Below are 24,831 nucleotides of genomic sequence, written 5' to 3'. Positions count from 1 at the left end.
AATCTCGTCTCGTCAGTCCTGATCGATCTTGCGTTCGACCTTGAGCGGCGGCGCCCATGCCGGCTGCGCGGCGTCCTGGGCGTCGGTGGTGAGGCCCGGCACGCCCGGCGGGTTGCCGAGCATCGGGAAGCCGAGCTTCTCGCGCGAGTCGTAGTAAGCCTGCGCAACGAGACGCGACAGCGCACGGATGCGGCCGATGTACGCCGCACGTTCCGTCACCGAGATCGCGCCGCGCGCGTCGAGCAGGTTGAACGTGTGGCCGGCTTTCAGCACGAGCTCGTACGCGGGCAGCGCGAGCTGCGCGTCGATCATCTTCTTCGCTTCCGCTTCGTAGCTGTTGAAGAACGTGAACAGCAGGTCGACGTTCGCGTGCTCGAAGTTGTAGGTCGACTGCTCGACCTCGTTCTGGTGGTAGACGTCGCCGTACGACAGGCGGCGCAGCTCGGGGCCGTTCGGGCCTTGCTCCTCCCACTCGGTCCACACCAGGTCGTACACGTTCTCGACCTTCTGCAGGTACATCGCGAGGCGCTCGAGGCCGTACGTGATCTCGCCGAGCACCGGCTTGCATTCGAGGCCGCCGACTTCCTGGAAATACGTGAACTGCGTGACTTCCATCCCGTTCAGCCACACTTCCCAGCCGAGGCCCCATGCGCCGAGCGTCGGGTTTTCCCAGTCGTCCTCGACGAAGCGCACGTCGTTCTGCTTCAGGTCGAAGCCGAGCGCTGCCAGCGAGCCGAGGTACAGGTCGAGGATGTTTTCCGGCGCCGGCTTGAGCACGACCTGGTATTGGTAGTAGTGCTGCAGGCGGTTCGGGTTTTCGCCGTAGCGGCCGTCCTTCGGGCGGCGCGACGGCTGCACGTACGCGGCGCGCCACGGCTCGGGGCCGACCGCGCGCAGGAAGGTGTGGACGTGCGACGTGCCCGCGCCGACTTCCATGTCGATCGGCTGGAGCAGAGCGCAACCCTGCTTGTCCCAGTAGGACTGCAGCGTCAGGATGATTTGCTGAAACGTAAGCATGAAGAGCCTTCGTGGCGCTGGCGCTCCGTTGCGGGCGACGCTCCGTGGCGGTGCCCGGAAGGTCGGCTCGCGCGGCGGCGCGGCTTGTTAGTGTGCTGAAACGCGTAATTTTACCGGATCGGCGACCGGATGCGGCCGGAACGCGGTTGAAGGGGGGCGTCGGTGGGGTTTCGGCGGCCCGTGCGCCGCGGTTGAGGCGTCGACACGCCACCAGTGCGCGAGGTGCCGATGCGCGCGATGCGGTGGTCGACTCGCGTGCCGCGCCGCCTTGCGCGGGCGTTAAGATGCGCACATTGCGGTGCGCGCGACGCGTGCCGCGCCACCGATTGCCGACTCCGGACCGCATGGACGATTCGAACGACCTCCTCATTCCGCTGATGCCGCCGCTGCTCGCGCTGCTCGGGCAGGCCGCCGATGCGCGCGCGCGCGGCGAGCACGACGCCCATGCGCTCTGGCTCGCCGCCGCCGGCCATCTGCACGCCGTCGACATGGCCGCGCTCGCGCAACTCACCGCGGCGCTCGTCGCGCGGCAGCGCACGGCCGACGCGCTCGCGCTGGCCGAATGCGCGGCGCGCGTTCATCCGGGCGCGGCTGCCCGTTTCAATCATGGTTACGTGCTGCAGATGCTCGGCCGCCACGCCGACGCGATCGCGCCGTACCGCGCCGCCCATGCGCTCGATCCGGGCTGGCCGTCGCTGCGCAACAACCTCGCGATCGCGCTGCGTCTGTCGGGCGGCGCTCGCCACGAAGAAATCGCGTTGCTGGAGACGGCCGTGGAGGCCGATCCGCACGACGTGCAGGCATGGATCAACCTGGTCGTCGCGCGGCTCGCGACGCAGGACCTCGACGGCGCGCTCGCCTGTGCGGCGCGGCTCGCGGAGATCGCGCCCGACAATGCGCTCGCGCTGAACAACATCGCGATGGCGATGAAGGAGGCGCAGCGCTGGGACGACGCCGAGCGCTACGCGGCGCGCGCGTGCGCGCTGGCGCCCGACGACGCGTCGTTCCGCTTCAACCTCGCGATCATCCAGCTCGTGCGCGGCAACCATGCGGACGGCTGGCGCGGCCACGAGGCGCGCTGGGATGGCGCCGGCGAATTGCGCGGCCGCCGCCCGGTACTGCCGGGCCCGCGCTGGCAGGGCGAGCCGCTCGCGGGCAAGACGCTGCTCGTCTGGGGCGAGCAGGGGCTCGGCGACGTGCTGCAGTTCGCGCGCTTCGTCGCACCGCTCGCCGAGCGCGTGCACCGCGAGGGCGGCCGGCTTGCGTGGAACACGTTTCCGCAGGTGGGCGCGCTGATGCAGCGCAGCCTCGGCGCACACGCGGACGGGTTCAGCGCGGGCGGCGGCGTCGACGAACTGCCTGGGTTCGACTACGAAGTGCCGTTGATCGGCCTGCCGCTGATGCTCGGGATGGAGACGTCGACGCTTGGCGCGTCGGTGCCGTACCTGCACGCCGATCGCCAGGCGCGCGACGCGTGGCGCACGCGGCTCGCGGGCGACGGCCGGCTGAAGGTCGGGCTCGTGTGGACGGGCAGCGCGGGGCATCAGCGCAATCCGTTCCGGCGCGTGGGGCTCGAGCGCTACGCCAAAGCGTTGCGCGGCATCGACGGCGTCGCGTTTTATTCGCTGCAGCCGGGCGCGGACGCGGATGTCGCCGCCGCGCGCGCGGCCGGTTTCGCGATCGAAGACTTCACCGCCGAGCTGACGAGTTTCGACGATACGGCCGCGTTCATCGGCGCGCTGGATCTGGTGATCACGGTGTGCACCTCGGTCGCGCACCTGGCGGGCGCGCTCGGTGCGCGCACATGGGTGCTGCTCGATGTGAATCCGCACTGGCCGTGGCTGCTCGAACGCACGGACAGCCCGTGGTATCCGACCGCCACGCTCTATCGGCAGCCGACGTTCGGCGCATGGGCGCCGGTGATGGAAGCGCTCGGGCGGGATCTGCGCGACCTGGCCGCCCGGACGCAGCGCCCCGCCTGAGCGGCGCGACGTGGCTTCATGCACGCCGGCTTGCCCGCGTGTCACGAACACTGTGCGTCATGGAGCGAATGCCGGCATGCGGCGAGGCCCGCATGCCGGAACCGCGGCCGCCGCGCAGCGCGCCGCGGCCGCACGATGCATTACACGTTCCGGTCGTTGCCGGCCTTCGCGCCGTTGCGACGGCGGCGCAGGCCCGGCCCGAACGTGAAGCCGAACGCGAGCAGCACCAGCGACACCGCCAGCACGATGTTGTTGCCGCTCGTCACGTACGGCGTGAAGCCGCTCGTGCCTTCGATCCGCACGTCGAGCGAGCCGATCGTGAACGGCTTCAGCTGGCCGAGCACGCGGCCGTGCGCGTCGATCGCGGCCGTCATCCCGGTGTTGGTCGAGCGCAGCATCGGCCGGCCCGTTTCGAGCGCGCGCATCCGTGCGATCTGCAGGTGCTGGTCGAGTGCGATCGTGTCGCCGAACCACGCGAGATTCGTCACGTTGACGAGCACGCCGGGCGGCTGCGGATTGTCGCGGATCGTCGCGGCGATTTCCTCGCCGAACAAGTCCTCGTAGCAGATGTCGGCCATCACCGGCTGGTTGTGCACGAGGAACGGTTTCTGCACCGGCGCGCCGCGCGCGAAGTCGCCGAGCGGCATCTTCATCAGGTCGACGAACCACCGGAAGCCCCATGGAATGAATTCGCCGAAGGGCACGAGATGGTGCTTGTCGTAGTGATAGATGTCGCGCGAGTGCGGCGTCACGCCGTACAGGCTGTTCGTGTAGTCGACGTAATGGCCGTCCGGCGTCACCGATGCGCCGACCGCGCCGAACAGCACGGCCGAGCCCGTCGTGTCGCTGAACTTGCGGATCGCGACGGCGAACGGCTCGGGCAGCTCCTGGATCATCACCGCGATCGCGGTTTCCGGCGTGACGATCAGGTCGGCCGGCTTCTCGACGATCATCTGCTGGTACATCTTGATCGCCGCGTCGATGCCCGCTTCCTCGAACTTGATGTCCTGCTTCACGTTGCCCTGCAGCAGCCGCACCGTCAGCGGCGCGTTCGCGGGCACCGTCCAGCTGGCCTGCGACAGCCCGATGCCGGCCGCGACGAGCGCGATGGCGATGGCGGCCGGCGCGGCGATGCGGATCCCCGGCACGCGCGCGTTGCCGCCGGCGCGTTCATCCGCAGGCGAGCGCCGCGCGGCGGCGAGCGCCTGCACGACCAGCGCGGCGAACAACGCGAGCACCCACGCGATCCCGTACACGCCGGCGACCGGCGCGAAGCCCGCGAACGGGCCGTCGACCTGCGGATAGCCGCTCGCGAGCCACGGGAAGCCGGTGAATACGGTGCCGCGCAGCCATTCGCCGAGCGCCCATGCGCTCGCGAACGCGAACGCGCCGTGCCAGGTCGGCGAGAAGGGCCGCGGATCGGGTTCGCGGCGATGCCACGCATGGCCCGCACAGAACGACCACAGCCCGGCCGAGAACGCCGGATACAGCGACAGGTACAGCGCGAACAGCACCAGCGCGGCGCCCGCGAGCGGCGCGGCCATCTCGCCGTACACGTGCATGCTGATGTAGAGCCACCAGATGCCGCTGATGAAGTTGCCGAAGCCGAACGCGCCGCCGGTGAGCGCGGCGCCGCGCCAGCTCGACGTGCGCGTCAGCTGCGCGAAAAACCAGACGAATACGACGAGCTGCAGCCAGCCGCCGTGCGGCGTGGGTGCGAAGCTGAGCGTATTGGCCGCGCCGGCGAGCAGCGCGGCCGGATAGTGCCAGCGCGGCAGCGCGTGGCCGGGCGCCGGCGCGAGAAGACCGCCAGCCGGGCGGGACGGGATCGGATCGTCCATGTGAAGCGAAGGAGGGCGAGCGGTTGAAGGAGACGCGGCCGGCGCGAGGCCGTCAGTCCTCGTGCGAGGTTTCGGCGCGGCGGCTCGCGAGCGGGTTGCGGCGCACCAGCAGCACGTGGACCTGGCGCGCATCGCCGCGCTGGATCTCGAACACGAGGTTGCCGAGCTGCAGCTTCTCGCCGCGGTGCGGCACGCGGCCGAAGTGATGGGTGATCAGGCCGCCGATCGTGTCGACCTCGTCGTCGGGGAAATCGGTGCCGAACGTCTCGTTGAACTGTTCGATCTCGGTCAGCGCGCGCACGCGGTAACGGCCATCCGGCCCCGAGATGATGTTGCCGGCTTCCTCGTCGAAGTCGTATTCGTCCTCGATGTCGCCGACGATCTGCTCGAGCACGTCCTCGATCGTGATCAGGCCCGCGACGCCGCCGTATTCGTCGACGACGATCGCGAGGTGGTTGCGGTTCACGCGGAAGTCGTGCAGCAGCACGTTCAGGCGCTTCGATTCGGGAATGAACACGGCCGGGCGCAGCATCCCGCGCACGTCGAATTCCTCTTCGGCATAGAAGCGCAGCAGGTCTTTCGCGAGCAGCACGCCGATGACGTTGTCGCGGTTCTCCTCGTAGACGGGGTAGCGCGAGTGCGCCTTATCGAGGACGTACGGGATGAAGTCTTCAGGCTTGTCGGCGATGTTGATCGCGTCCATCTGCGCGCGCGGCACCATGATGTCGCGCGCACACAGGTCGGATACCTGGAACACGCCTTCGATCATCGACAGCGAATCGGCGTCGATCAGGTTGCGTTCGTGGGCGTCCTGGAGGATTTCCAGCAGCTCCGTCCGGGATTCCGGCTCGGGCGAGATGAAGTCGGTCAGGCGCTCGAGCAGCGAGCGCTTTTCTTGCGGTTTGTCGGTTAGCTTACGACTGGGATACGAATCGTTCATGGTGGTGCGCCCGGGTCATGCCGGGGCGCGCGGTCACGGAGTAGGCAAGGATACACCAAGGGCATGGCGCGGCCGTGTCACACCGGCCGTCCGGCCGAGGGCACGCGACGCGCGCGGCGCCGTCCTTTGTATCCATCCTATCTCAGAAAGGGGCGGCGGGGCAGCGGCGGCAAAAAAGCCGGGGCGGGACGGGGCCGGCAGGTCGGCCGACAGCGGCGGCATTTCGTCGCGCGCCGGGCGGACACTGGACGCCGGAAGCCCGGAAGCCCGGAAGCCCGGAAGCCCGGAAGCCCGACGCCCGACGCCCGGAAATTCAGAAGCGCATGCCGGCGGAACAGCCGCCGGCGGCCGCGCCATTGGTCGCGGCGCCGCCGCAGCCGAAGAGGCCGCAGCCAGACAACGCGACGCTCGCGGCGACGAGCAGCGCGGCCAGCGCGCAGCGCGATCTGCGTGACGGTTTCATGGGGGAGGCTCTCCTTTGAAGGCGCGAGCACGGGCACGGCGCCCGTCACGGCGCAAGCCGGCCGGCGTCACCGGCATCGCGCGAGCAGCCCTTCCAGCGCGCGGTCGGGGATGCCGCTCGCGCGCAGCGCGTCCACGGTGCGGCTCACGTAGTCGAGCGTCGTGCCGTAGCGGCCGGCCGCGCAGCTGAACACTTCCTTCACGACGGGGTCGGTCAGCTTGCCGGTGTAAGTGGGCACGTCGCGGCGCATCACGAATGCCAGCGCGTTCACGCGTTCGCCGGATTCGAGCGAGCACGGCAGCCACGCGGGCCGGTACGAGCCCATCGGCATCTCGCGTTTCCACAACGTCTCGAGATGCGGCTGCGCGGTCGGGCCCGCGAGCCGGAACGCGATGCCCGAACACGAGCCGCCGCGATCGAGCGCGAGCACGAGGCCCGGACGTTCGGGGGTGCCGCGGTTCACGCGCGACCACAGGTACAGCCCGCGGTGATAGCCGTGCACCTTGCCGCGCACGGCGGCGACGGTCGGCAGCCCGGGGTTCCAGATCAGCGAGCCATAGCCGAACAGCCAGAGATCCTGCCGGCCGTCCCAGTCGCGCATCGTGTGCGCGAGCGACGCCGCGAGCTCGTCTTCCGTCAGCAGCCGCCCCTCGCCGATCGATGGCGGGTAGGCGGGCGGCAGCATCGCGGGGTGGTGCATGGTGCGGACGGCGTTTACTGGTACGGGTTCGGGAAACCCAGCTTCGCGAGGATGTCGACTTCGAGCGCTTCCATTTCGGCGGCGTCCTCGTCGCTCGTCTCGTGATCGTAGCCCTGCGCGTGCAGCGCGCCGTGCACCAGCAGGTGCGCATAGTGGGCCGCGAGCGGCTTGCCCTGTTCGTGGGCTTCCTTCTCGACGACCGGGCAGCACAGCACGAGGTCGCCGATCACGGAGCCGTCGGGGGCCGGATCGTACGCGAAGGTCAGTACGTTGGTCGGGTAGTCCTTGTGGCGGTAGCCGCCGTTCAGCGTGCGGCCTTCTTCCTCGCCGACGAAGCGAACGGTGAGCTGCGCGCTCGCGAACAGCGCCGGTTCGAGCCATTCGGCGATCAGCTTGCGCTTGGGGAGCGCCTTGCGGACGTCGCCGGTGATTTCGTCGCCATACTGCACGGACAGGTCGAGCTCCAGTTCGCGCAGCCCTTCTGCCATTTCCTCGTCGCGCGGCGCGGGTTCGGCGCCGACGTGCAGCGTCACGCTATCGTAGTGCTCGGGCTGCAGCGCGAGCTTCGCGCGCATCGCCGGATCGTTGTGCTGCGCGACGATCGCGACGGCCGCCTCGCCCGAACTGCCCGACAGGTCGAACATCAGGCTGCGGCCGTCCGGGAAGTCGATTCGCAGCCCTTGCGCATTGACGGTCCGGGCCTTGCCCTTCGCGTCGAACAGCGAAAGACGGGGAGATTCGGGCGCGGCAGACTGAGCGCGACCGGACTTGCGAGAATGGGAGGATTTCATGACGGGTGCGGCGATTGGAACGCGTCGAGGATACACCAAACGGCCGATCGCTCCCGAATTCGGACCGGCCGCGCGCGGGCGAAAAAAAGCCCGGCGCGCCGTCGGGCGGGCCGGGCCGGTGGCCGGGGCGGTGCGCAGGCGCCGCGGTCCGGTCACACGTGCTCGTTCAGGCGTCCTTGTGCTGCGCGTGGAAGTCGTCGTACGCCTCGACGATGCGCGCGACGAGCGGATGGCGCACGACGTCCGCGCTCGTGAAGCGCGTGAGCGCGATGCCGCGCACGCCGCCGAGCACCTGCTGCGCCTCGACGAGGCCGCTCTTGTGTCCGCGCGGCAGGTCGACCTGGCTCGTGTCGCCGGTGACGACCGCCTTCGAGCCGAAGCCGATCCGCGTGAGGAACATCTTCATCTGCTCGGGCGTCGTGTTCTGCGCCTCGTCGAGAATGATGAACGCGTGGTTCAGCGTGCGGCCGCGCATGTACGCGAGCGGCGCGATCTCGATCATCTGGCGCTCGAACATCTTCGCGGTCTTGTCGAAGCCGAGCAGGTCGTACAGCGCGTCGTACAGCGGCCGCAGGTACGGGTCGACCTTCTGCGCGAGATCGCCCGGCAGGAAGCCGAGCCGCTCGCCGGCCTCGACGGCCGGGCGCGTCAGCACGATCCGCTTGACCTGATCGCGCTCGAGCGCGTCGACCGCGCACGCGACCGCGAGGTAGGTCTTGCCGGTGCCGGCCGGCCCGATGCCGAAGGTCACGTCGTGCGACAGGATCTGCTTCAGGTATTCGCGCTGCGCGGGCGTGCGGCCGCGCAGGTCGGCGCGCCGCGTGTAGAGCTTCGGCGCCGGCTCCTCGTCGGGCCCGGCGTCGTCGAGCTGCACGGCCGGTTCGTCGAACGGATGGTCGGGATCGCCCCGAAAGCGCACGTCGATCGTGTCCTGGCGGCCGTTGCCGGTGGTGTGACGCACTTCGACCAGCGCGAGCTGGATATCGTCGACCGACAGCGGATCGCGCGCACGGTTGTAGAAGTTCTCGAGTGCGGCGAGCGCGAGCTTCGCGCCGCGCCCGCGGATCGTGATCCGGTGGCCGCGCCGTGCGAGCGTGACGTCGAGCGCCTGTTCGATCTGCCGCAGGTTCTCGTCGAGCGGGCCGCAGAGGTTGGCGAGGCGCGCGTTGTCGTCGCGCGGCGCGGTGAATTCCAGTGCTTGGACGGTCTTCAAAGTAGCGTCGGGCTCCTGTTGAGCGTCAATCGGTCAGTGGGTGGCCGCGCTCGCGTCGTCGCTGACGAGCAGCAGCTCGCCGCGCAGCGAATGCGGATACGCATGGTTGATCTTCACGTCGATCATCTGGCCGATCAGGCGCGGGTGCGACGCGAGCGGCGCCGGGAAATTCACGACCCGGTTGTTCTCGGTGCGGCCCGACAGTTCGTTCGGATCCTTGCGCGACGGGCCCTCGACGAGGATCCGCTCGACCTTCCCGACCATCGACTGGCTGATGCGCGCGACGTTTTCCTCGATGGTCGCCTGCAGATGTTGCAGGCGCTTGAGCTTCACGTCGCGCGGCGTGTCGTCGTGCAGGTTCGCGGCCGGCGTGCCGGGGCGCGGGCTGTAGATGAACGAGAAGCTGGTGTCGTAGCTCATCTCGTGCACGAGCGCCATCATCTTGTCGAAATCGTCCTCGGTCTCGCCGGGGAAGCCGACGATCATGTCGGTCGACAGCGACAGGTCCGGGCGGATCGCGCGCAGCTTGCGGATCACCGACTTGTATTCGAGCACCGTGTAGCCGCGCTTCATCGCCATCAGGATCCGGTCGGAGCCGTGCTGGACCGGCAGGTGCAGGTGGCTCACGAGCTTCGGCACCTTCGCATAGGTGTCGATCAGGCGCTGCGTGAATTCCTTCGGATGCGACGTCGTGTAGCGGATCCGCTCGATGCCGGGGATGTCGGCGACGTATTCGATCAGCGTCGCGAAATCGGCGATGTCGGTCGACCCGGCCGTCAGCGCGCCGCGGTACGCGTTCACGTTCTGGCCGAGCAGCGTGACTTCGCGCACGCCCTGGTCGGCCAGGCCGGCCACTTCGGTCAGCACGTCGTCGAGCGGGCGCGACACTTCATCGCCGCGCGTGTACGGCACGACGCAGTAGCTGCAGTACTTCGAACAGCCTTCCATGATCGACACGAACGCGCTCGGCCCCTCGACGCGCGCGGGCGGCAGGTGGTCGAACTTCTCGATCTCCGGGAACGTGATGTCGACCTGCGCACGGCCGCTCTCGCGGCGCGCGTCGATCATTTGCGGCAGGCGGTGCAGCGTCTGCGGGCCGAACACGAGGTCGACGTACGGCGCGCGCGACACGATCGACGCGCCTTCCTGGCTGGCGACGCAGCCGCCGACGCCGATCAGCAGGCCCGGCTTCGCTTCCTTCAGCTCGCGCACGCGGCCGAGGTCGGAGAACACCTTTTCCTGCGCCTTTTCACGCACCGAGCACGTGTTGAACAGGATGATGTCCGCGTCTTCCGGGGTATCGGTCTTTTCGAGGCCTTCGGCGGCATTGAGCACGTCCACCATCTTGTCCGAGTCGTACTCGTTCATCTGGCAGCCAAAGGTCTTTACGTAAACTTTCTTGGTCATGGGGATTCGCCGTTCGCAGTGGTTGACCTGGGGGCGTCGTCAAGGGTGAATCGGGACGGCTGCTGCCGGTGCCTGCCGGTGTCGTATGGCGGACCGGGGCGCGCAGCGCGCGACGTGCGAGCGAGTCGCGAGCGCGTGAAAAAGCCGTCGGGAAAGCCTTCCATTATAGCTTTACGCGCTGCCCCGGGCGGGCGACGGGTTGCACGCGCGCGACGCCCTGCACGGGATTCCGACCCCGAAAGGGCGGTGCGGCAGCCGTCACGGCCCGCGTTCAGCGGGTCGTCGCGCGCATCGAGCGCCGCTTCTTCGCGTGCGACGCGTTCGACGAGGAAGTCGAGCCGCACGCGCCGGCGTGCCGTCGCCATGGCGACAGGCAAAGGTTCGCGGGAAACACATTCCTCCGCGATGCTGATAACGGTGTGAAGATAACTTCGTTTGCCGGGGCAGGGCCGGGTGATAGCGTCTCGATATGCGCCATTCGCGGCGCAACCCGATTCCGGCTTACCCCATTCGCAGGGCCGCACGGCGGCCCGGAGGCCATGCTATGTCTTCACCCCTGGCGCTGGTGCGCGACGTGTCTTCCTTCGAGTCCGGCAATGCCGCCGACGCGCGGGCGTCCGCGTCGCTCGACGTCCTCGAGCAGGTCGTCGGCGTGAACCTCGCGCGCCTGCGCGCCGAGCGGCAACTATCGCTCGATGCGCTCGCGCGGCTGTCCGGCGTATCGCGCGCAATGCTCGCGCAGATCGAATCGGCGCGCAGCGTGCCGTCGATCAAGGTGCTCTGCAAGATCGCCGCGGCGCTGAAGGTGTCGGTCGCCGCCTTCCTGCGCCGCCACGCGGTGAACGGGTTCGAGCATCTGGCGGCCGAACGCGCGGCGCGCGTCGTCAGCTCGAACGGCCGTTTCTCGGCGCGTGCGCTGTATCCGGAAGGTGAGCCGGCCGCGGCCGAATTCCACGAGCTGCGGATCGCGCCGCTGCATACGGAGCAAGGCACGCGCCGCGCGCCCGGCACGACCGTCAACCTGGTGGTCAGCGAGGGCACGCTCGAAGTCTGCGTGCACGAGCGCCGCCAGTTGCTCGCGACCGGCGACGCGATCGTGTTCGACGCCGACCAGCCGTACAGCCTGCGCAACCCGGGCGACAGCGAGGCGCGCGCGTTCCGCGTGACGGTGAGCCCCGAAGTGCCGCCGCGCTGGCGCGTGCCCGACACAGCGCACGCGGCCGGCTGAGCGTGCACGGCTTGCCCGGCCAGCGCCGGTTCTCTCGGGACGGGGGGCGCAGGCCCGGCGTCGGCCGTTCGGACGATGCCGTCAGACGGAGTCGTCGGTAAGGTTTTAGGTGTGGTTCGCTGCGTCGTGCGCGCAGCTGATGTATGCTTGGCCCGCTGGTCCTGGGGCAGATCCCCGGCCGGCAATCAGTGCGTCTTCAGGGCGGGGTGAAATTCCCCACCGGCGGTAGGCTGGCGAAAGCCGGCGAGCCCGCGAGCGCCCGCGCATCCGCGCGGGGTCAGCAGATCTGGTCGAATGCCAGAGCCGACGGTCATAGTCCGGATGAGAGAAGATGTGCAGATAGTCATGTCCGTCAGGGCCGCTTTGCCATGCGTGCGAAGCGGGTTGTCGTTCTGTCTGTTTGCAATGCCCTGGAACGTTTTTCGCCCAAATCGTAATTGCGAGGAGCGTTTCACATGTCCTTCAAGCCTGTTTCGTCGGCACCCGCCGACGCCTTTGCCGATCTCCCGTTGCTGGATTCCGAACCGGTGCCGCCGCGCATCGCCGCCGCGCTCGACGCGTTGCGCGCGGGCCGCGCGGTCGTGTTGCAGGACGACCATGACCGTGAAAACGAGGCCGACCTGATCGTTGCCGCCGAGCGCATCACGCCCGAGACGATGGCGCTGCTGATCCGCGAGTGCAGCGGCATCGTGTGCCTGTGCCTGACCGACGACAAGGTGCGCGCGCTCGAACTGCCACCGATGGTGCAGACCAACGAAAGCCGCAACGGCACGGCGTTCACCGTGTCGATCGAAGCGCGCGAGGGCGTGCATACCGGCGTGTCCGCGGCCGACCGCGTGACGACGATCCGCGCGGCGATTGCCGACGATGCGCAGCCGTACGACATCGTGCGCCCCGGCCACGTGTTTCCGCTGCGCGCACAACCGGGCGGCGTGCTGGCGCGTCGCGGTCACACGGAAGGGACGGTCGACCTGTCGATCCTCGCGGGCCTGAAGCCGGCCGGCGTGCTGTGTGAATTGATGAATCCGGACGGTACGATGACGCGCGGCGACGACGTCGAGCGCTTCGCGCGGCAGCACGGGCTGCCGATGCTGACGATCGCGGAACTCGTCGAATTCCGCGAGGCGCTGGCGGCCGCGCGCGAGCGCTGCTGCGAACCCGCCTGACTGCCTGAATGGCGGGCACACCGGTGCGCCCGCGGTACGGCGTGCGCATCAGGGCGCACGCCATTCACTTCGATTCGGTGCGGCCGTCCGTCAGGACTGCACGTCGCCGAATTCGCCGCGCAAGCCGGCCGCGACGAGCGCCGGCAGTTCATCCATCTTCCGCATGATCCGCGTGATGCCCATCGCGCGTAGCGCGTCCGCGTAGTTGTCGGGGATGTGGCTCGCGCCGACGAACGCGATCGTCTTCATGCCCGCCGCGCGCGCCGCGTTCAGGCCCGACACGCTGTCCTCGACGACGATGCAGCGTTCCGGCGCGACGCCGAGCGTGTGCGCTGCGTGCAGGTAGACGTCGGGGTAGGGCTTCGGTCGCGCGACCTGCTCGGAGCTGAACACGCGGTCGCCGAAGATTTCGGTGAGCGATGCGCGCTTCAGCGAGCTGCGCACGCGCACGAGCCGGCTGTTCGACACCACCGCGGCCGGCAGGCCGACCTTCAGCAACGCGTCGCGCACGCCGGTGATCGGCGCGAGCGATTGCGCGAGACCGGCCTCGATGTTGTGCTCGATGGTATCGATGAAGTTCTCGGGCATCCGGATCCCGAAATGCGCTTCGAGCCCGGCGAGAAAGCGCGACGTCTGCTGGCCGAAGGCGGACTTCGCGGCGTCGGCGAAATCGAGGTGCGGGAAGGTGGCGGACAGCGTTTCGAACAGCACGCGGTCGGCAATGACTTCGCTGTCGACGAGTACGCCGTCGCAGTCGCAGATAAGGTGATCGAGCATGGTGGTGAAAAGGCGGGGGTGTCGGCGACGCCGATCGTGTCGCCATGATACGTGCTTTCGCTGGCGCGCCGCGCGCCGCCCGCCCGACCCGGCCTGGCGGGTGGGCGCCGGTGATTGCGTGACGGCGGCGGCACGGCCGGTGTCGACCGCAGGCGCTCGCTGGCGGCGGGGCACGGTGCCCGAGAAGCGGTGCCGGCGAAGCGGTGCTTCGGCGAAGCGGGACGACAGCAACAGGCAACGGCGGGGAAGAAGCCGCAGGCTGTGACACGCGCGCGGCATTCACTGCCGCGCGCGCATGAAACCGCGCTCAGGCCATCGCGTGCAGGCGCAGATACAGGCCGGCCGCCGCGGCGCCGCCGAGCAGCGGGCCGATCACCGGCACCCACGCATAGCGCCAGTCGCTGTCGCGCTTGCCGGGGATCGGCAGCAGCGCGTGCATCAGGCGCGGCGACAGGTCGCGCGCCGGGCTCATCGCATAGCCGGTCGGGCCGCCGAGCGAGATGCCGATGCCGAGCACGAGCAGGCCGACCGGCAGCGCGTCGAGCGCGCCGAGGCCGACTTGCGGCGACGCGAGGTACAGCACGCCGAGGATCAGCACGAACGTGCAGATGGCTTCGGTCAACACGTTGTGGGTGGTGCTGCGGATCGCGGGCGCCGTGCAGAACACCGCGAGCTTCAGGTCCGCGTCGACTTCCTTCGCGAAGTGCTGGCGATACGCGAGCCACACGAGCAACGCGCCTGCCATCCCGCCGAGCATCTGCGCGAGGATGTAGCCGCCGACCTTCGACCATGCGAACTTGCCCGCGAGCGCGAGGCTGATCGTCACGATCGGGTTCAGGTGCGCACCGCTGAACGACGCGGTCACGTAGACGGCGACGAATACCGCCATCGCCCAGCCCATCACGATCACGATCAGGTCCGCGCCTTTGCCCTTGGTCTTCGCAAGCAGCACGTTGGCGACCGCGCCGTTGCCGAGCAGCACGAGGATCGCGGTGCCGATGAATTCTGCAATATAAGGTGACATGATTTGTCTCTCGTAGGTCGCGGCGGACTCGCGCGCTGCGCGGTCCGCCGGTGTTGTTGTATGTCGTTCGAGTGTCGTGTCGTTACTGCGCGTCGTCGGCCCACGCCTTCGCGGCGCGCACCGCGCGCTGCCAGCCGGCCATGCAGCGCTCGACCTGCTCCTTCGGCATCGACGGCGAGAAGCGGCGATCGAGCTGCCACTGGCTGCGCACTTCGTCGAGGTTCTTCCAGTAGCCGATCGCGAGGCCCGCGAGGTAGGCCGCGCCGAGCGCGGTCGTCTCGGTGATCTGCGGACGCACCGCGTCGACGCCGAGCAGGTCGGCCTGGAACTGCATCAGCAGGTTGTTCGCGCTCGCGCCGCCGTCGACGCGCAGCTCGCCGATGCTGATGCCCGAGTCGGCTTCCATCGCGGCCAGCACGTCGAGCGACTGATAGGCGATCGCATCGAGTGCCGCGCGCGCGAGGTGCGCGGACGTCGTGCCGCGCGTGACGCCGAACACCGAACCGCGTGCCCGTGCATTCCAGTGCGGCGCGCCGAGGCCCGCGAACGCCGGCACGAGATAGACGCCGTCGGTATGCGGCACGCTCGCGGCGAGCGCTTCGATCTCGGCGGCCGTCTTGATGATGCCCACGCCGTCGCGCAGCCACTGCACGACCGCGCCCGCGATGAAGATGCTGCCTTCGAGCGCGTATTGCACGTCGTCGCCGATCTGCCACGCGATCGTCGTGACGAGGTTGTTCTTCGACTCGATCGGCTTGTCGCCGGTGTTCATCATCAGGAAGCAGCCGGTGCCGTAGGTGTTCTTCACCATGCCCGACGTCGTGCACATCTGGCCGAACAGGGCCGCGTGCTGGTCGCCGGCGATGCCCGCGAGCGGGATCTTCGACGCGAACACGGTGGTCTTCGTGTGGCCGTAGATTTCCGACGACGCCTTGACTTCCGGCAGCATGCTGCGCGGGATGTCGAGCAGTTCGAGCAGTTCGCTGTCCCACTCGCGCGTGTGGATGTTGAACAGCATCGTGCGCGACGCGTTCGTCACGTCGGTCACGTGCAGTTCGTGCTTCGTGAAGTTCCACACGAGCCAGCTGTCGACGGTGCCGAACGCGAGCTTGCCCTGGCGCGCCTTGTCGCGCGCGCCCGGCACGTTGTCGAGGATCCAGCGGATCTTGGTCGCGGAGAAGTACGAGTCGATCGGCAGGCCGGTCTTCGCGCGCACCTTGGCTTCGAGACCCTGCTGCTTCAGCGAGTCGCAGAAGTCGGCGGTGCGGCGGTCCTGCCACACGATCGCGTTGTACACGGGCTGACCCGTCTCGCGGTCCCAGACGATCGTCGTCTCGCGCTGGTTGGTGATGCCGATCGCGGCGATCGACGTGCCGTTCAGGCCGGTGCGCGTGACCGCTTCGGCGGCGACGCCCGCTTGCGTCGACCAGATTTCCTGCGGGTCGTGCTCGACCCAGCCGGGTTGCGGGTAGATCTGTTCGAATTCCTTCTGGGCGATCGATACGATGTTGCCCTGGCGATCGAACAGCATCGCGCGGGAGCTCGTCGTGCCCTGGTCAAGCGCGAGGATGTACTGATCCTGCATGTCTCTCATCTCCATCCGTGGATTGGCGTAGTTGTGATGCACACCGCATGTTGCGCGGCGCGTCGGTGAATCAACGTCGGTCAGGCAACTGCAACTGCAAACGGATCACGCGTGCGGCGCGTGCGCGGCGGCGAACCATGCGTCGACCGCGGCCGTCACCGCGTCGAGCGTGCCCGGCGTGACGTGCAGGCCGAGCTTCGAGCGGCGCCACAGCACGTCCTGCGCGCAGGTCGCCCATTCGGCGTCGCGCAGGTAGCGCAGTTCGGCGTCGTGGATGCCCGGCGCGATCTCGGTGCCGAGGTCGGCGAGCGACGTCGCGCCGTCGACCACGCGTTCCGCACGCGTGCCGTACGCACGCGCATAGCGGCGAGCGAGCGCGGCGGGCAGCCACGGATGGCGTTTCGCGAACGCCGCGGCGAACACGTCGAACTTCGCGTTCGCGATGTCGCCGCCCGGTAGCGGCGCGCCGGCCGTCCAGGTTGTCGCGTCGCGGCCGAGCGCGCGGCACAGCAGGTCGCCGGCTTCTTCCGCGAGCTTGCGGAAGGTCGTGATCTTGCCGCCGAATACCGACAGCAGCGGCGCGCCGGCGCCGTCGTCCATCTCGAGGCGGTAGTCGCGCGTGACGGCCGACGCGTTCGCCGCGTTTTCGTCCTCGAGCAGCGGGCGCACGCCCGAATAGGTCCAGTGCACGTCGTCCGGCGAGATCTTGCGCTTGAAGTAGCGGTTGATCGACTCGCACAGATATTGCGTCTCGTCGCGATCGATCGCGACCTTCGCGGGATCGTTCGTGTATTCGACGTCGGTCGTGCCGATCAGCGTGAAATCGTGTTCGTACGGAATCGCGAAGATGATCCGCTTGTCCGGGTTCTGGAAGATGTACGCGTGATCGTGCTCGAACAGGCGCCGCGTGATGATGTGGCTGCCCTTCACGAGCCGCACGCTGTGATGCGCGCCGCGGCCGAGCGCGCCGTGCAGCACATCGCCGACCCACGGGCCGGCCGCGTTCGCGACCGCACGCGCATGCACGACGCGAATCGAGCCGTCGGCGTGTTGCAGCCGCGCCTCCCATTCGTCGCCATGACGCTCCGCCGACACGAGCTTCGTGCGCGTGAGGATCTCGGCGCCGCGCTCCTTCGCGTCGAGCGCGTTCAGCACGACGAGGCGCGCATCGTCGACCCAGCCGTCCGAATACACGAAGCCGCGCTTGATCGAGTCGATCAGCGGCGTGCCGGCCGCATGGCGACGCATGTCGATGCCGCGCGAGCCGGGCAGCAGTTCGCGTTTCGCGAGGTGATCGTAGAGGAACAGGCCGATGCGGATCAGCCAGGCCGGCCGCAGGTTCGGCATGTGCGGCATCACGAAGCGCAGCGGCCACATGATGTGCGGCGCCGCGCGCAGCAGCGTCTCGCGCTCCTGCAGCGCTTTGCGCACGAGGCCGAATTCGTTGTACTCGAGATAGCGCAGGCCGCCGTGAATCAGCTTCGTGCTGCACGACGACGTGTGCGACGCGAGGTCGTCCTGCTCGCAGAGCAGGACCGACAGGCCGCGGCCGGCCGCATCGCGCGCGATGCCCGCGCCGTTGATGCCGCCGCCGACGACGAGCAGATCGTAGCGATTCGGTTGGGTCACCCTGCTGTCCTTATCGTCTGATGGAAATGGGCGAACATGAAATGTTCGAATTCGAAATTTAACGAACGAAATCGAAAAAGTAAAGTTCGAAAAAGCGGGGCCAGTAGCGCGCGGCGCGATCCCGGACGATACTGGCGGAATCGACCGTTTCGCGAGGTGAATCATGCGTATTGGGATGTGGGCCGGCGCCTGCGCCGTCGTGCTGGCAGGGTGCAGCGCCGGGACGCCGCCGCTGGCCGGCAACTGGCGTGCACCGTCGTTCGTCGACCTGCAGACGTCATGCGGCGGCACCGCGCGCGACTGGGGCGCGGACGCGCAGCCGGTCTATTCGACGCTGTACGACGCGTACGTGGCGAAACGGTATCGCGGGCTGACGCAAGCGAACTATTGTGCGTTCGTAAACGAACTTTCGACGCACTATGCGGCGCCGGACGCAGCCGCGCGCGCCGGATGGGTCGCGTATTTCAACGGCGCACGCGCGCAGGCGATCAGCTGGCGGGCCGCGGTCGATCCGACGCTGCGCGGCGGCTGACGCGGGCAAGCTGCAGGAGGCGGAACAGCGGAGAAGGCGGCGCGGCCGGGAATCCGGCCGGCGCGCTCAGGTCAGGAACAGCGGGAACTACGGCACGTCAGGAATAGCGGCATTTGATGGATCGCAACGCGGCGTCGCCCGTTTCGGTCACGCAGTATTTGCGTCCCGATCCCAGCCCTTCCAGGCGGACGAGCTGCTGCTCGAGCAGCGCGTCGAGTTCATCTCGATCCATGTCGCCGTGATCGGGGGCATCCTTCACGAGCAATAGCGTGGCGAATTCATGCGGACTCAGCATCGTTCTCTCCATGGCAACCGTTTTGCCCGCGCGGCCGGCGCAAGCGCCGATGCGCGATACCCCGCAGGGTATGGCTTGGGGGGAAAGCTGTCTTCGCCGGCCTTGCGATTCGCACACGCCTTGGCACGGGCGGATCGGGCGAACGGGCCGGGGAACTGGAGTCTAGTCGAGCGCGCGGACAACGACAAATCGTGCCCCGTTAATTTTCCGTTTGACAGGCACGTATGCTGCAAGCGGTTGGGCGGGCGCGCCAACTTCTTGATTTCACTTGAAGTTTCAGGTGCGGTGCAGCATCGCACGCGTCATTCCGCGACGTACACCTGGGTACCCGCGGCCGCCACCGCGTCGGCCATCTCCGGCGGCAGCGGCTTGTCGGTGAAGAGCGCGTGCACCTGGCTCAGGTGCCCCTGGCGCACCAGCGCCGGGCGGCCGACCTTCGAATGGTCGGCGACGAGGTAGACCGTGCGCGCATGCTGCATGATCGCCTCGGCCACCCGCACCTCGCGCGTGTCGAAGTCGCGCAGCGTGCCGTCGGCCTCGATCGCCGACGTGCCGATGATCGCGTAGTCGACCTTGAACTGGCGGATGAAGTCGATCGCGAGTTCGCCGACAATGCCCTTGTCCCACGGTCGCACGATGCCGCCCGTGATCAGCACTTCGCAGTCGGGGTAGCCGCTCATCATCGACGCGACGTTCAGGTTGTTCGTGATCACGTGCAGCCCGTGATGGCGGTTCAGCGCGCGTGCGACTTCCTCGGTCGTCGTGCCGAGGTTGATGAACAGCGAGGCCTGGTCGGGAATGTGCGACGCGGCGAGCGCCGCGATGCGCCGCTTCTCGTCGTGGAACATCCGCTGGCGCGCGGTGTACGACACGTTCTCCGAACTGGTCGGCAGGCTCGCGCCGCCGTGATAGCGGCGCAGCAGGTTCAGGTCGGCGAGCCAGTTCACGTCGCGGCGGATCGTCTGCGGCGTGACCGCGAAGTGCGCGGCGAGATCGTCGACGGTCACGAAGCCGTCGCGCTGCACCCATTCGAGCAATTCCTGCTGGCGCGCGTTGAGGGTGAGGCGGGGATCTCGGGTCATGGCTCGGCGGTCGGATCGTGAAGCGGAGCGGGTATTGTAAGGGCGCGAAGGGCGTTCGACCGGCCTGCGGCGCACGGTTGCCGGCCATTCATGCGTAAAGTGCATGGATTCATGTGACAAATGAATTTGTGCGATCGCGCGGATCGCGCTGCAATGGCGGACTGCCCACGCATGCCGATCGTCCGTTCGGCGCGTTCATTCAGCTTTCGACGAGGTGGAACCGATGACTGGCTTCAACTGGCACAACCCGTATCCGACGACCCGCATCCCGGTGTTCGCGCGCAACGTCGTGTCGACGTCGCACCCGCTCGCCGCGCAGGCCGGGCTGCGGATGCTGTGGAAGGGCGGCAATGCCGTCGATGCGGCGCTGGCGGCCGCGGCCGCGATCACGGTGGTCGAGCCCGTGTCGTGCGGGCTCGGCGGCGATGCGTTCGCGCTCGTGTGGGACGGCGGGCGCTTGTCCGGATTGAACGCGTCGGGCGTCGCCCCGGCCGCGTGGAACCCCGACTATTTCCGCAAGCGCCACGGCGAGGATGCGCACGGCATCGCGCACAAGCCGACGCGCGGCTGGGACACCGTCACGGTGCCGGGCGTGATCGCGGGCTGGGAAGCGCTGCACGCGAAGTTCGGCTCGCTGCCGTTCGCGGACCTGCTCGAGCCGGCGATCGAGATCGCCGAGCGCGGCTATTCGGTGTCGCCGATCGTTGCGCACAAGTGGGCGGCCGCGGTGCCTGAACTGCAGGATCTGCCGGGCTTCGCGGACACCTTCATGCCGCGCGGGCGCGCACCGCTCGTCGGCGAACGCATGTGCCTGCCGGGCCATGCGCAGACGCTGCGCACGCTCGCGAAGGACGGCCCGCGCGCGTTCTACGAGGGCGCGCTCGCCGAGCAGCTCGCGGCGTTCGCGCGCGAAGGCGGCGGCGCGCTGAGCGCAGCCGACCTGCGCGCGTACCGGCCGGAATGGGTCGAGCCGATCGGCAAGCGCTTCGGCCGCCACACGATTCACGAGATCCCGCCGAACGGGCAGGGCATCGCCGCGCTGATCGCGCTCGGGATCGCCGAGCATGCGGGCGTGACCGAATGGCCGGTCGATTCGGCCGATTCGCAGCACCTGCAGATCGAGGCGATGAAGCTCGCGTTCGCGGACGTCTACCGCTACGTCGCCGATCCGCGCGCGATGGACGTGACGCCCGGGCAGATGCTCGACGACGCGTATCTCGCGGAACGCGCGAAACTGATCGACCGGACGCGTGCGACGCATTTCGCTGCCGGCCGCCCGCCTTCGGGCGGCACGATCTATCTGTCGGCGGCGGACGAGCGCGGGATGATGGTGAGCTTCATTCAGTCGAACTACATGGGCTTCGGTTCGGGGCTCGTCGTGCCCGGCACGGGCATTGCGCTGCAGAACCGCGGGCACGGTTTCTCGATGGACCCGGCGTCGCCGAACGTCGTCGCGGGCGGCAAGCGGCCATTCCATACGATCATCCCGGCGTTCGTCACCGAGGAAGTCGAGGGCCGAACCGAGGCCGTGATGAGCTTCGGGGTGATGGGGGGCGACATGCAGCCGCAGGGCCACCTGCAGACCGTCGTGCGGATGCTCGGCTACGGGCAGCAGCCGCAGGCCGCGTGCGACGCGCCGCGCTGGAAGGTCAATCGCGACTTCACGCTCGACGTCGAGGCGACGATGAATCGCGCGACGGTCGACGCGCTGGCCGCGCGCGGCCATACGATCAAGTCGATTGACGATCCTTACATGGATTTCGGTTCGGGGCAGTTCGTGTGGCGCCTCGATCCCGACGATCCCGAGCGCGGCTACGTGGCCGCGAGCGACAGCCGCCGCGACGGGCTGGCGGCCGGTTTCTGACGGAACGCTTCCAGTGTGGTGCCCCGACGGGCGGCCGAACGGTCGCCCGTTTTGCTTGATGTGGCGCATGGCATCGAATGTGCGCAATCGGTTCGAAGCACTCATCTAACGAACCGCAACATGCGCGGTGGAACTGCGCGTGCCGGGCATGGTCAGTGCTTTGAAGCACGAACATGGAAGTCCGGCTAAGATGCCAGCATGGTTCGGCCGGACCAATCCACGAATAAATGCAAGCAAAACGTCGCCTGCGGGCGCACCGGGCCTGTGCCAAGGGCATGGGCGGGACGGCCGCGCGACGACTGGGAGCGCACCACCATGCCTACTGAAACGACGCATGTCATGCCGTGGCGTATCGAGGACATCGACCTGACCCGGATCGATCGTCAGCGCGCGGCTGCGAACGAGGATCTGCTGCTGTTGCTGTGCGCGTCGTCGTTCATCGAAAGCGGCTCGGATCTCTACACGAGCAACCTGAGCGAGTTCTTCAACGACGATCCGGAAGTCTCCGCGTGGCTCAACAATGTGTGGGAGCACGAAGAATTGCAGCACGGGCGCGCGCTGAAGGCGTACATCGCGCACGTGTGGCCCGAGTTCGACTGGGATGCCGCGTTCGCGAGTTTCTTCGCCGAGTATTCGAAGACGTGTTCGGTCGAGGCGTTCGAGAAGACCCGCGCGCTGGAGATGGTCGCACGCTGCGTCGTCGAGACGGGCACGGCCACGCTCTATCGCGCGATCAACGAATGCTCGGACGAGCCGGTGCTGAAGGAAATCACCGACAACATCCGCACCGACGAAGTGCGTCACTACAAGCACTTCTTCAAGTTCTTCAAGAAGTACAACCAGCGCGAAGGCAACGGCCGGCTCGCGGTGCTCGGCGCGCTGATGCGCCGCGTGATGGAAATCAAGAACGAGGATTCCGAGATCGCGCTGCGCCACGTGTTCGCGATCCGCTATCCGGATCGCATCGGCGACAATCAGTACAACCGCGAGCGTGCCGCGCGCATCAGTTCGCTCGTGCGGCGCAACCTGTCGGCCGACATGTGCGTGAAGATGCTGCTCAAGCCGCTCGACCTGCCCGCGAAGATCCAGCCGAGCGTCCACTATCCGCTGACGAAGATCACGCGGCACGTGTTCATGCGCTGATCGCCGCCGCGCGGCCAGGGGCACGTTCGCCGGTTTGGAACAGAGGCATTCGTGGCGCCCCGAGCCCGTCATGAACGGGAACAGGCGCCGGCGCGTATGCTGCGGCATCATCGTCTGCTTTTCGCCAGGGCCGCCATCATGACCGATTCCCATCGCCACGCGCTCGAACAATGGACGTTCGACGCGTGGCCGCCGGCCGTCGTCGCGCTGTTCGACGGCACCGCGCTCGAGCGCCATGCCGATTTCGCCGCATCGCTGATCGTTGCCGCCGACAACGGCCAGTTGCGCACGACGCTGCTCAGCGTCGGCGAGATTCATGCGCGCGATGCGCACACGCTGCTGCTCGCGCTATGGCCGCAATCGCGCGCGGCACGCGCGCTCGCGCAGCGACGTGCGGCCGCGTTGACGCTCGTCGCGGACGGCGCGTTTTTTCAAGCACAACTGAGGATTGAACCGCTCGAAGGGGACTTCGGGGGGCTGGCCGGCTTCGCTGCGACGATCGCGCATGGCGATGCGCAGCGGGTCGGCTATGCGCGTCTCGCGACGGGCGTCACGTTTGCGATGGAAGGGGAGGCGCGTACCGAGGTGCTCGCACGCTGGCAGCGCCAGGTCGAGCACCTGCGGCGCGCGGCCGCGCGGCTTCAGTGACCGCGCTGACCGCTGCGCGACGAACGATTGCGGTTCGGATGCGCAGCATTGCCGTTCGCGGGACGTGCGCCGTTGCCGCCGCCGGACGGACGACCGCCGGCGTTGGCGTTGCCGCTCGCGCCGCCGGCCGTGCGCGGCTTGGCCGCCTTCGCGGCCTTCGGCTGTGCGTTGCCGTCGCGCTTCGCGGCCGGCTGGCCTGAGCCGCCGGCACGCGGCTGGCGATTGCCGCCGCCACCACCGCTACCGCCGCGCGGCTGCTGACCGCGGCGCTGCTGGATCGGCTCCGGCTTGGCGGTCGGATCGGGTTCGAAGCCCGCGATCACTTCCTGCGGAATCTCGCGCTTGATCAGCCGCTCGATGTCGCGCAGCAGCTGCTTCTCGTCGACGCACACCAGCGACACGGCTTCGCCGGTCGCGCCGGCACGGCCCGTGCGGCCGATCCGGTGCACATAGTCTTCCGGCACGTTCGGCAGGTCGAAGTTGACGACGTGCGGCAGCTGGTCGATGTCGATCCCGCGTGCGGCGATGTCGGTCGCGACCAGCACCTGCAGCGTGCTGTTCTTGAATTCCGCAAGCGCGCGCGTACGGGCCGACTGGCTCTTGTTGCCGTGGATCGCCATCGCGCTGATGCCGTCCTTCGTCAGCTGTTCCGCGAGCCGGTTCGCGCCGTGCTTGGTGCGCGTGAACACGAGCACCTGGAACCAGTTGTGCTCGCGGATCAGGTGCGTGAGCAGCTCGCGCTTGCGATCGCGATCGACCGGGTGGATCTTCTGCGCAACGCTTTCCGCGGTCGTGTTGCGGCGTGCGACTTCGATCAGCGCCGGCGAATCGAGCAGGCTGTCCGCGAGCGCCTTGATCTCGTCGGAGAAGGTCGCCGAGAACAGCAGGTTCTGACGCTGCGGCGGCAGCTTCGCGAGCACGCGCTTGATGTCGTGGATGAAGCCCATGTCGAGCATCCGGTCGGCTTCGTCGAGCACGAGGATGTCGAGATTCGACAGGTCGATCGTCTTCTGCTGCATGTGGTCGAGCAGGCGCCCCGGCGTCGCGACGACGATGTCGACGCCGCGCTTGAGCGCATCGATCTGCGGATTGATGCTGACGCCGCCGAACATCACGGCCGAGCGCAGCTTCAGGTACTTGCTGTACGCGCGCACGCTTTCCTCGACCTGGGCGGCGAGTTCGCGCGTCGGCGTGAGGATCAGCGCACGCACCGCGCGCTTCGCACCGCGCTGCTCCGCGTAGAACGTGTGCAGGCGTTGCAGGATCGGCAGCGTGAAGCCAGCGGTCTTGCCGGTGCCCGTTTGTGCGCCGGCGAGCAGGTCGCCACCGCCGAGGACGGCGGGGATCGCCTGCTGCTGGATGGGAGTCGGCGACGTGTAGCCGAGCTCGTTGACCGCCCTGACGAGCGGTTCGGCCAGGCCGAGAGATTCGAAAGACATAGATACCACTCTTGAGTTTTATGATTGGCGACGCCTCGCGCGGCCCGCGCGGGGAACGGCGTCGC

At 68.2% G+C, this 24,831-nt stretch carries 22 protein-coding genes and 1 riboswitch; of the genes, 7 read left to right on the top strand and 15 right to left on the bottom strand.

What is annotated here, in order from left to right:
* Nucleotides 1–12 precede the first annotated feature (12 nt).
* The gene (glyQ, locus tag ACTJKF_RS13970; protein WP_080681364.1) at nucleotides 13–1,017 is read right to left on the bottom strand and encodes a glycine--tRNA ligase subunit alpha; all 1,005 of its coding nucleotides are present in this window, start codon (nucleotides 1,015–1,017) and stop codon (nucleotides 13–15) included.
* 344 nt (nucleotides 1,018–1,361) lie between these two features.
* Here glyQ and ACTJKF_RS13965 point away from each other — a divergent pair, with 344 nt between their 5' ends.
* Nucleotides 1,362–2,999, top strand: coding sequence for a tetratricopeptide repeat protein (locus ACTJKF_RS13965; RefSeq protein ID WP_440624112.1), 1,638 nt, complete (start codon nucleotides 1,362–1,364; stop codon nucleotides 2,997–2,999).
* Nucleotides 3,000–3,139: 140 nt separating this feature from the next.
* Here the strand turns inward: ACTJKF_RS13965 and lnt are convergent, their stop codons facing one another.
* The 7 genes from lnt to miaB all read right to left on the bottom strand — a co-directional run bounded on the left by lnt (nucleotide 3,140) and on the right by miaB (nucleotide 10,354).
* A complete protein-coding gene (lnt, locus tag ACTJKF_RS13960; RefSeq protein WP_440624110.1) occupies nucleotides 3,140–4,840 on the bottom strand; it encodes an apolipoprotein N-acyltransferase in 1,701 nt (566 codons plus the stop codon).
* Between the two features lie 52 nt (nucleotides 4,841–4,892).
* On the bottom strand, nucleotides 4,893–5,780 hold the full coding sequence (locus ACTJKF_RS13955) for an HlyC/CorC family transporter (RefSeq protein WP_440624109.1): 888 nt from the start codon (nucleotides 5,778–5,780) through the stop codon (nucleotides 4,893–4,895).
* Nucleotides 5,781–6,093: 313 nt separating this feature from the next.
* The gene (locus ACTJKF_RS13950; protein ID WP_440624108.1) at nucleotides 6,094–6,243 is read right to left on the bottom strand and encodes a hypothetical protein; all 150 of its coding nucleotides are present in this window, start codon (nucleotides 6,241–6,243) and stop codon (nucleotides 6,094–6,096) included.
* A gap of 67 nt (nucleotides 6,244–6,310) precedes the next feature.
* The gene (locus ACTJKF_RS13945; protein ID WP_440624107.1) at nucleotides 6,311–6,943 is read right to left on the bottom strand and encodes a gamma-glutamylcyclotransferase; all 633 of its coding nucleotides are present in this window, start codon (nucleotides 6,941–6,943) and stop codon (nucleotides 6,311–6,313) included.
* Nucleotides 6,944–6,957: 14 nt separating this feature from the next.
* Nucleotides 6,958–7,734, bottom strand: coding sequence for an rRNA maturation RNase YbeY (ybeY, locus tag ACTJKF_RS13940; protein WP_440624106.1), 777 nt, complete (start codon nucleotides 7,732–7,734; stop codon nucleotides 6,958–6,960).
* Between the two features lie 166 nt (nucleotides 7,735–7,900).
* Nucleotides 7,901–8,947, bottom strand: coding sequence for a PhoH family protein (locus ACTJKF_RS13935; RefSeq protein WP_440624105.1), 1,047 nt, complete (start codon nucleotides 8,945–8,947; stop codon nucleotides 7,901–7,903).
* Nucleotides 8,948–8,980: 33 nt separating this feature from the next.
* Nucleotides 8,981–10,354, bottom strand: coding sequence for a tRNA (N6-isopentenyl adenosine(37)-C2)-methylthiotransferase MiaB (miaB, locus tag ACTJKF_RS13930; RefSeq protein ID WP_440624104.1), 1,374 nt, complete (start codon nucleotides 10,352–10,354; stop codon nucleotides 8,981–8,983).
* A 544-nt stretch (nucleotides 10,355–10,898) separates the two neighbouring features.
* On the opposite strand from miaB, the gene ACTJKF_RS13925 reads away from it, so the two are divergent.
* Together ACTJKF_RS13925 and ribB are read left to right on the top strand one after the other, a co-directional pair.
* Nucleotides 10,899–11,582: a helix-turn-helix domain-containing protein gene (locus ACTJKF_RS13925; RefSeq protein ID WP_440624103.1), complete on the top strand. Its 684-nt coding sequence runs from the start codon at nucleotides 10,899–10,901 to the stop codon at nucleotides 11,580–11,582.
* 188 nt (nucleotides 11,583–11,770) lie between these two features.
* Nucleotides 11,771–11,919: riboswitch (FMN riboswitch) on the top strand.
* Nucleotides 11,920–12,037: 118 nt separating this feature from the next.
* A complete protein-coding gene (gene ribB, locus ACTJKF_RS13920; protein ID WP_440624102.1) occupies nucleotides 12,038–12,748 on the top strand; it encodes a 3,4-dihydroxy-2-butanone-4-phosphate synthase in 711 nt (236 codons plus the stop codon).
* A gap of 90 nt (nucleotides 12,749–12,838) precedes the next feature.
* On the opposite strand, the gene ACTJKF_RS13915 is transcribed toward ribB, so the two are convergent.
* The 4 genes from ACTJKF_RS13915 to glpD form a co-directional block, all read right to left on the bottom strand.
* The gene (locus ACTJKF_RS13915) at nucleotides 12,839–13,525 is read right to left on the bottom strand and encodes an HAD family hydrolase (RefSeq protein WP_440624101.1); all 687 of its coding nucleotides are present in this window, start codon (nucleotides 13,523–13,525) and stop codon (nucleotides 12,839–12,841) included.
* Between the two features lie 307 nt (nucleotides 13,526–13,832).
* A complete protein-coding gene (locus ACTJKF_RS13910; protein WP_044846788.1) occupies nucleotides 13,833–14,549 on the bottom strand; it encodes an MIP/aquaporin family protein in 717 nt (238 codons plus the stop codon).
* A gap of 82 nt (nucleotides 14,550–14,631) precedes the next feature.
* A complete protein-coding gene (glpK, locus tag ACTJKF_RS13905; protein ID WP_440624100.1) occupies nucleotides 14,632–16,134 on the bottom strand; it encodes a glycerol kinase GlpK in 1,503 nt (500 codons plus the stop codon).
* Between the two features lie 105 nt (nucleotides 16,135–16,239).
* Nucleotides 16,240–17,763: a glycerol-3-phosphate dehydrogenase gene (gene glpD, locus ACTJKF_RS13900; protein WP_440624099.1), complete on the bottom strand. Its 1,524-nt coding sequence runs from the start codon at nucleotides 17,761–17,763 to the stop codon at nucleotides 16,240–16,242.
* Nucleotides 17,764–17,926: 163 nt separating this feature from the next.
* Between glpD and ACTJKF_RS13895 the strand changes: the two genes are divergently transcribed.
* On the top strand, nucleotides 17,927–18,295 hold the full coding sequence (locus tag ACTJKF_RS13895) for a hypothetical protein (protein ID WP_440624098.1): 369 nt from the start codon (nucleotides 17,927–17,929) through the stop codon (nucleotides 18,293–18,295).
* 97 nt (nucleotides 18,296–18,392) lie between these two features.
* On the opposite strand, the gene ACTJKF_RS13890 is transcribed toward ACTJKF_RS13895, so the two are convergent.
* Nucleotides 18,393–18,590, bottom strand: coding sequence for a hypothetical protein (locus tag ACTJKF_RS13890; protein WP_044846784.1), 198 nt, complete (start codon nucleotides 18,588–18,590; stop codon nucleotides 18,393–18,395).
* A gap of 302 nt (nucleotides 18,591–18,892) precedes the next feature.
* The gene (locus tag ACTJKF_RS13885) at nucleotides 18,893–19,672 is read right to left on the bottom strand and encodes a DeoR/GlpR family DNA-binding transcription regulator (RefSeq protein ID WP_048025981.1); all 780 of its coding nucleotides are present in this window, start codon (nucleotides 19,670–19,672) and stop codon (nucleotides 18,893–18,895) included.
* Between the two features lie 223 nt (nucleotides 19,673–19,895).
* Here ACTJKF_RS13885 and ACTJKF_RS13880 point away from each other — a divergent pair, with 223 nt between their 5' ends.
* From ACTJKF_RS13880 to ACTJKF_RS13870, 3 genes are all read left to right on the top strand, one after another.
* Nucleotides 19,896–21,536, top strand: a complete 1,641-nt coding sequence (locus ACTJKF_RS13880) for a gamma-glutamyltransferase family protein (RefSeq protein WP_440624097.1) — start codon at nucleotides 19,896–19,898, stop codon at nucleotides 21,534–21,536.
* A gap of 315 nt (nucleotides 21,537–21,851) precedes the next feature.
* Entirely contained in the window at nucleotides 21,852–22,679 is an 828-nt protein-coding gene (locus tag ACTJKF_RS13875; RefSeq protein WP_440624096.1) for a ferritin-like domain-containing protein, read from the top strand.
* 138 nt (nucleotides 22,680–22,817) lie between these two features.
* Nucleotides 22,818–23,327, top strand: a complete 510-nt coding sequence (locus ACTJKF_RS13870) for a hypothetical protein (RefSeq protein ID WP_440624095.1) — start codon at nucleotides 22,818–22,820, stop codon at nucleotides 23,325–23,327.
* On the opposite strand, the gene ACTJKF_RS13865 is transcribed toward ACTJKF_RS13870, so the two are convergent.
* Nucleotides 23,321–24,766, bottom strand: a complete 1,446-nt coding sequence (locus ACTJKF_RS13865) for a DEAD/DEAH box helicase (protein WP_440624094.1) — start codon at nucleotides 24,764–24,766, stop codon at nucleotides 23,321–23,323. The two genes, ACTJKF_RS13870 and ACTJKF_RS13865, sit on opposite strands and share 7 nt — an antisense overlap.
* Nucleotides 24,767–24,831 lie beyond the last annotated feature (65 nt).

The sequence above is a fragment of the Burkholderia sp. 22313 genome (assembly GCF_052045245.1).
Classification (GTDB): Bacteria; Pseudomonadota; Gammaproteobacteria; order Burkholderiales; family Burkholderiaceae; genus Burkholderia.
This window is presented reverse-complemented; position numbering and strand designations above follow the sequence as displayed.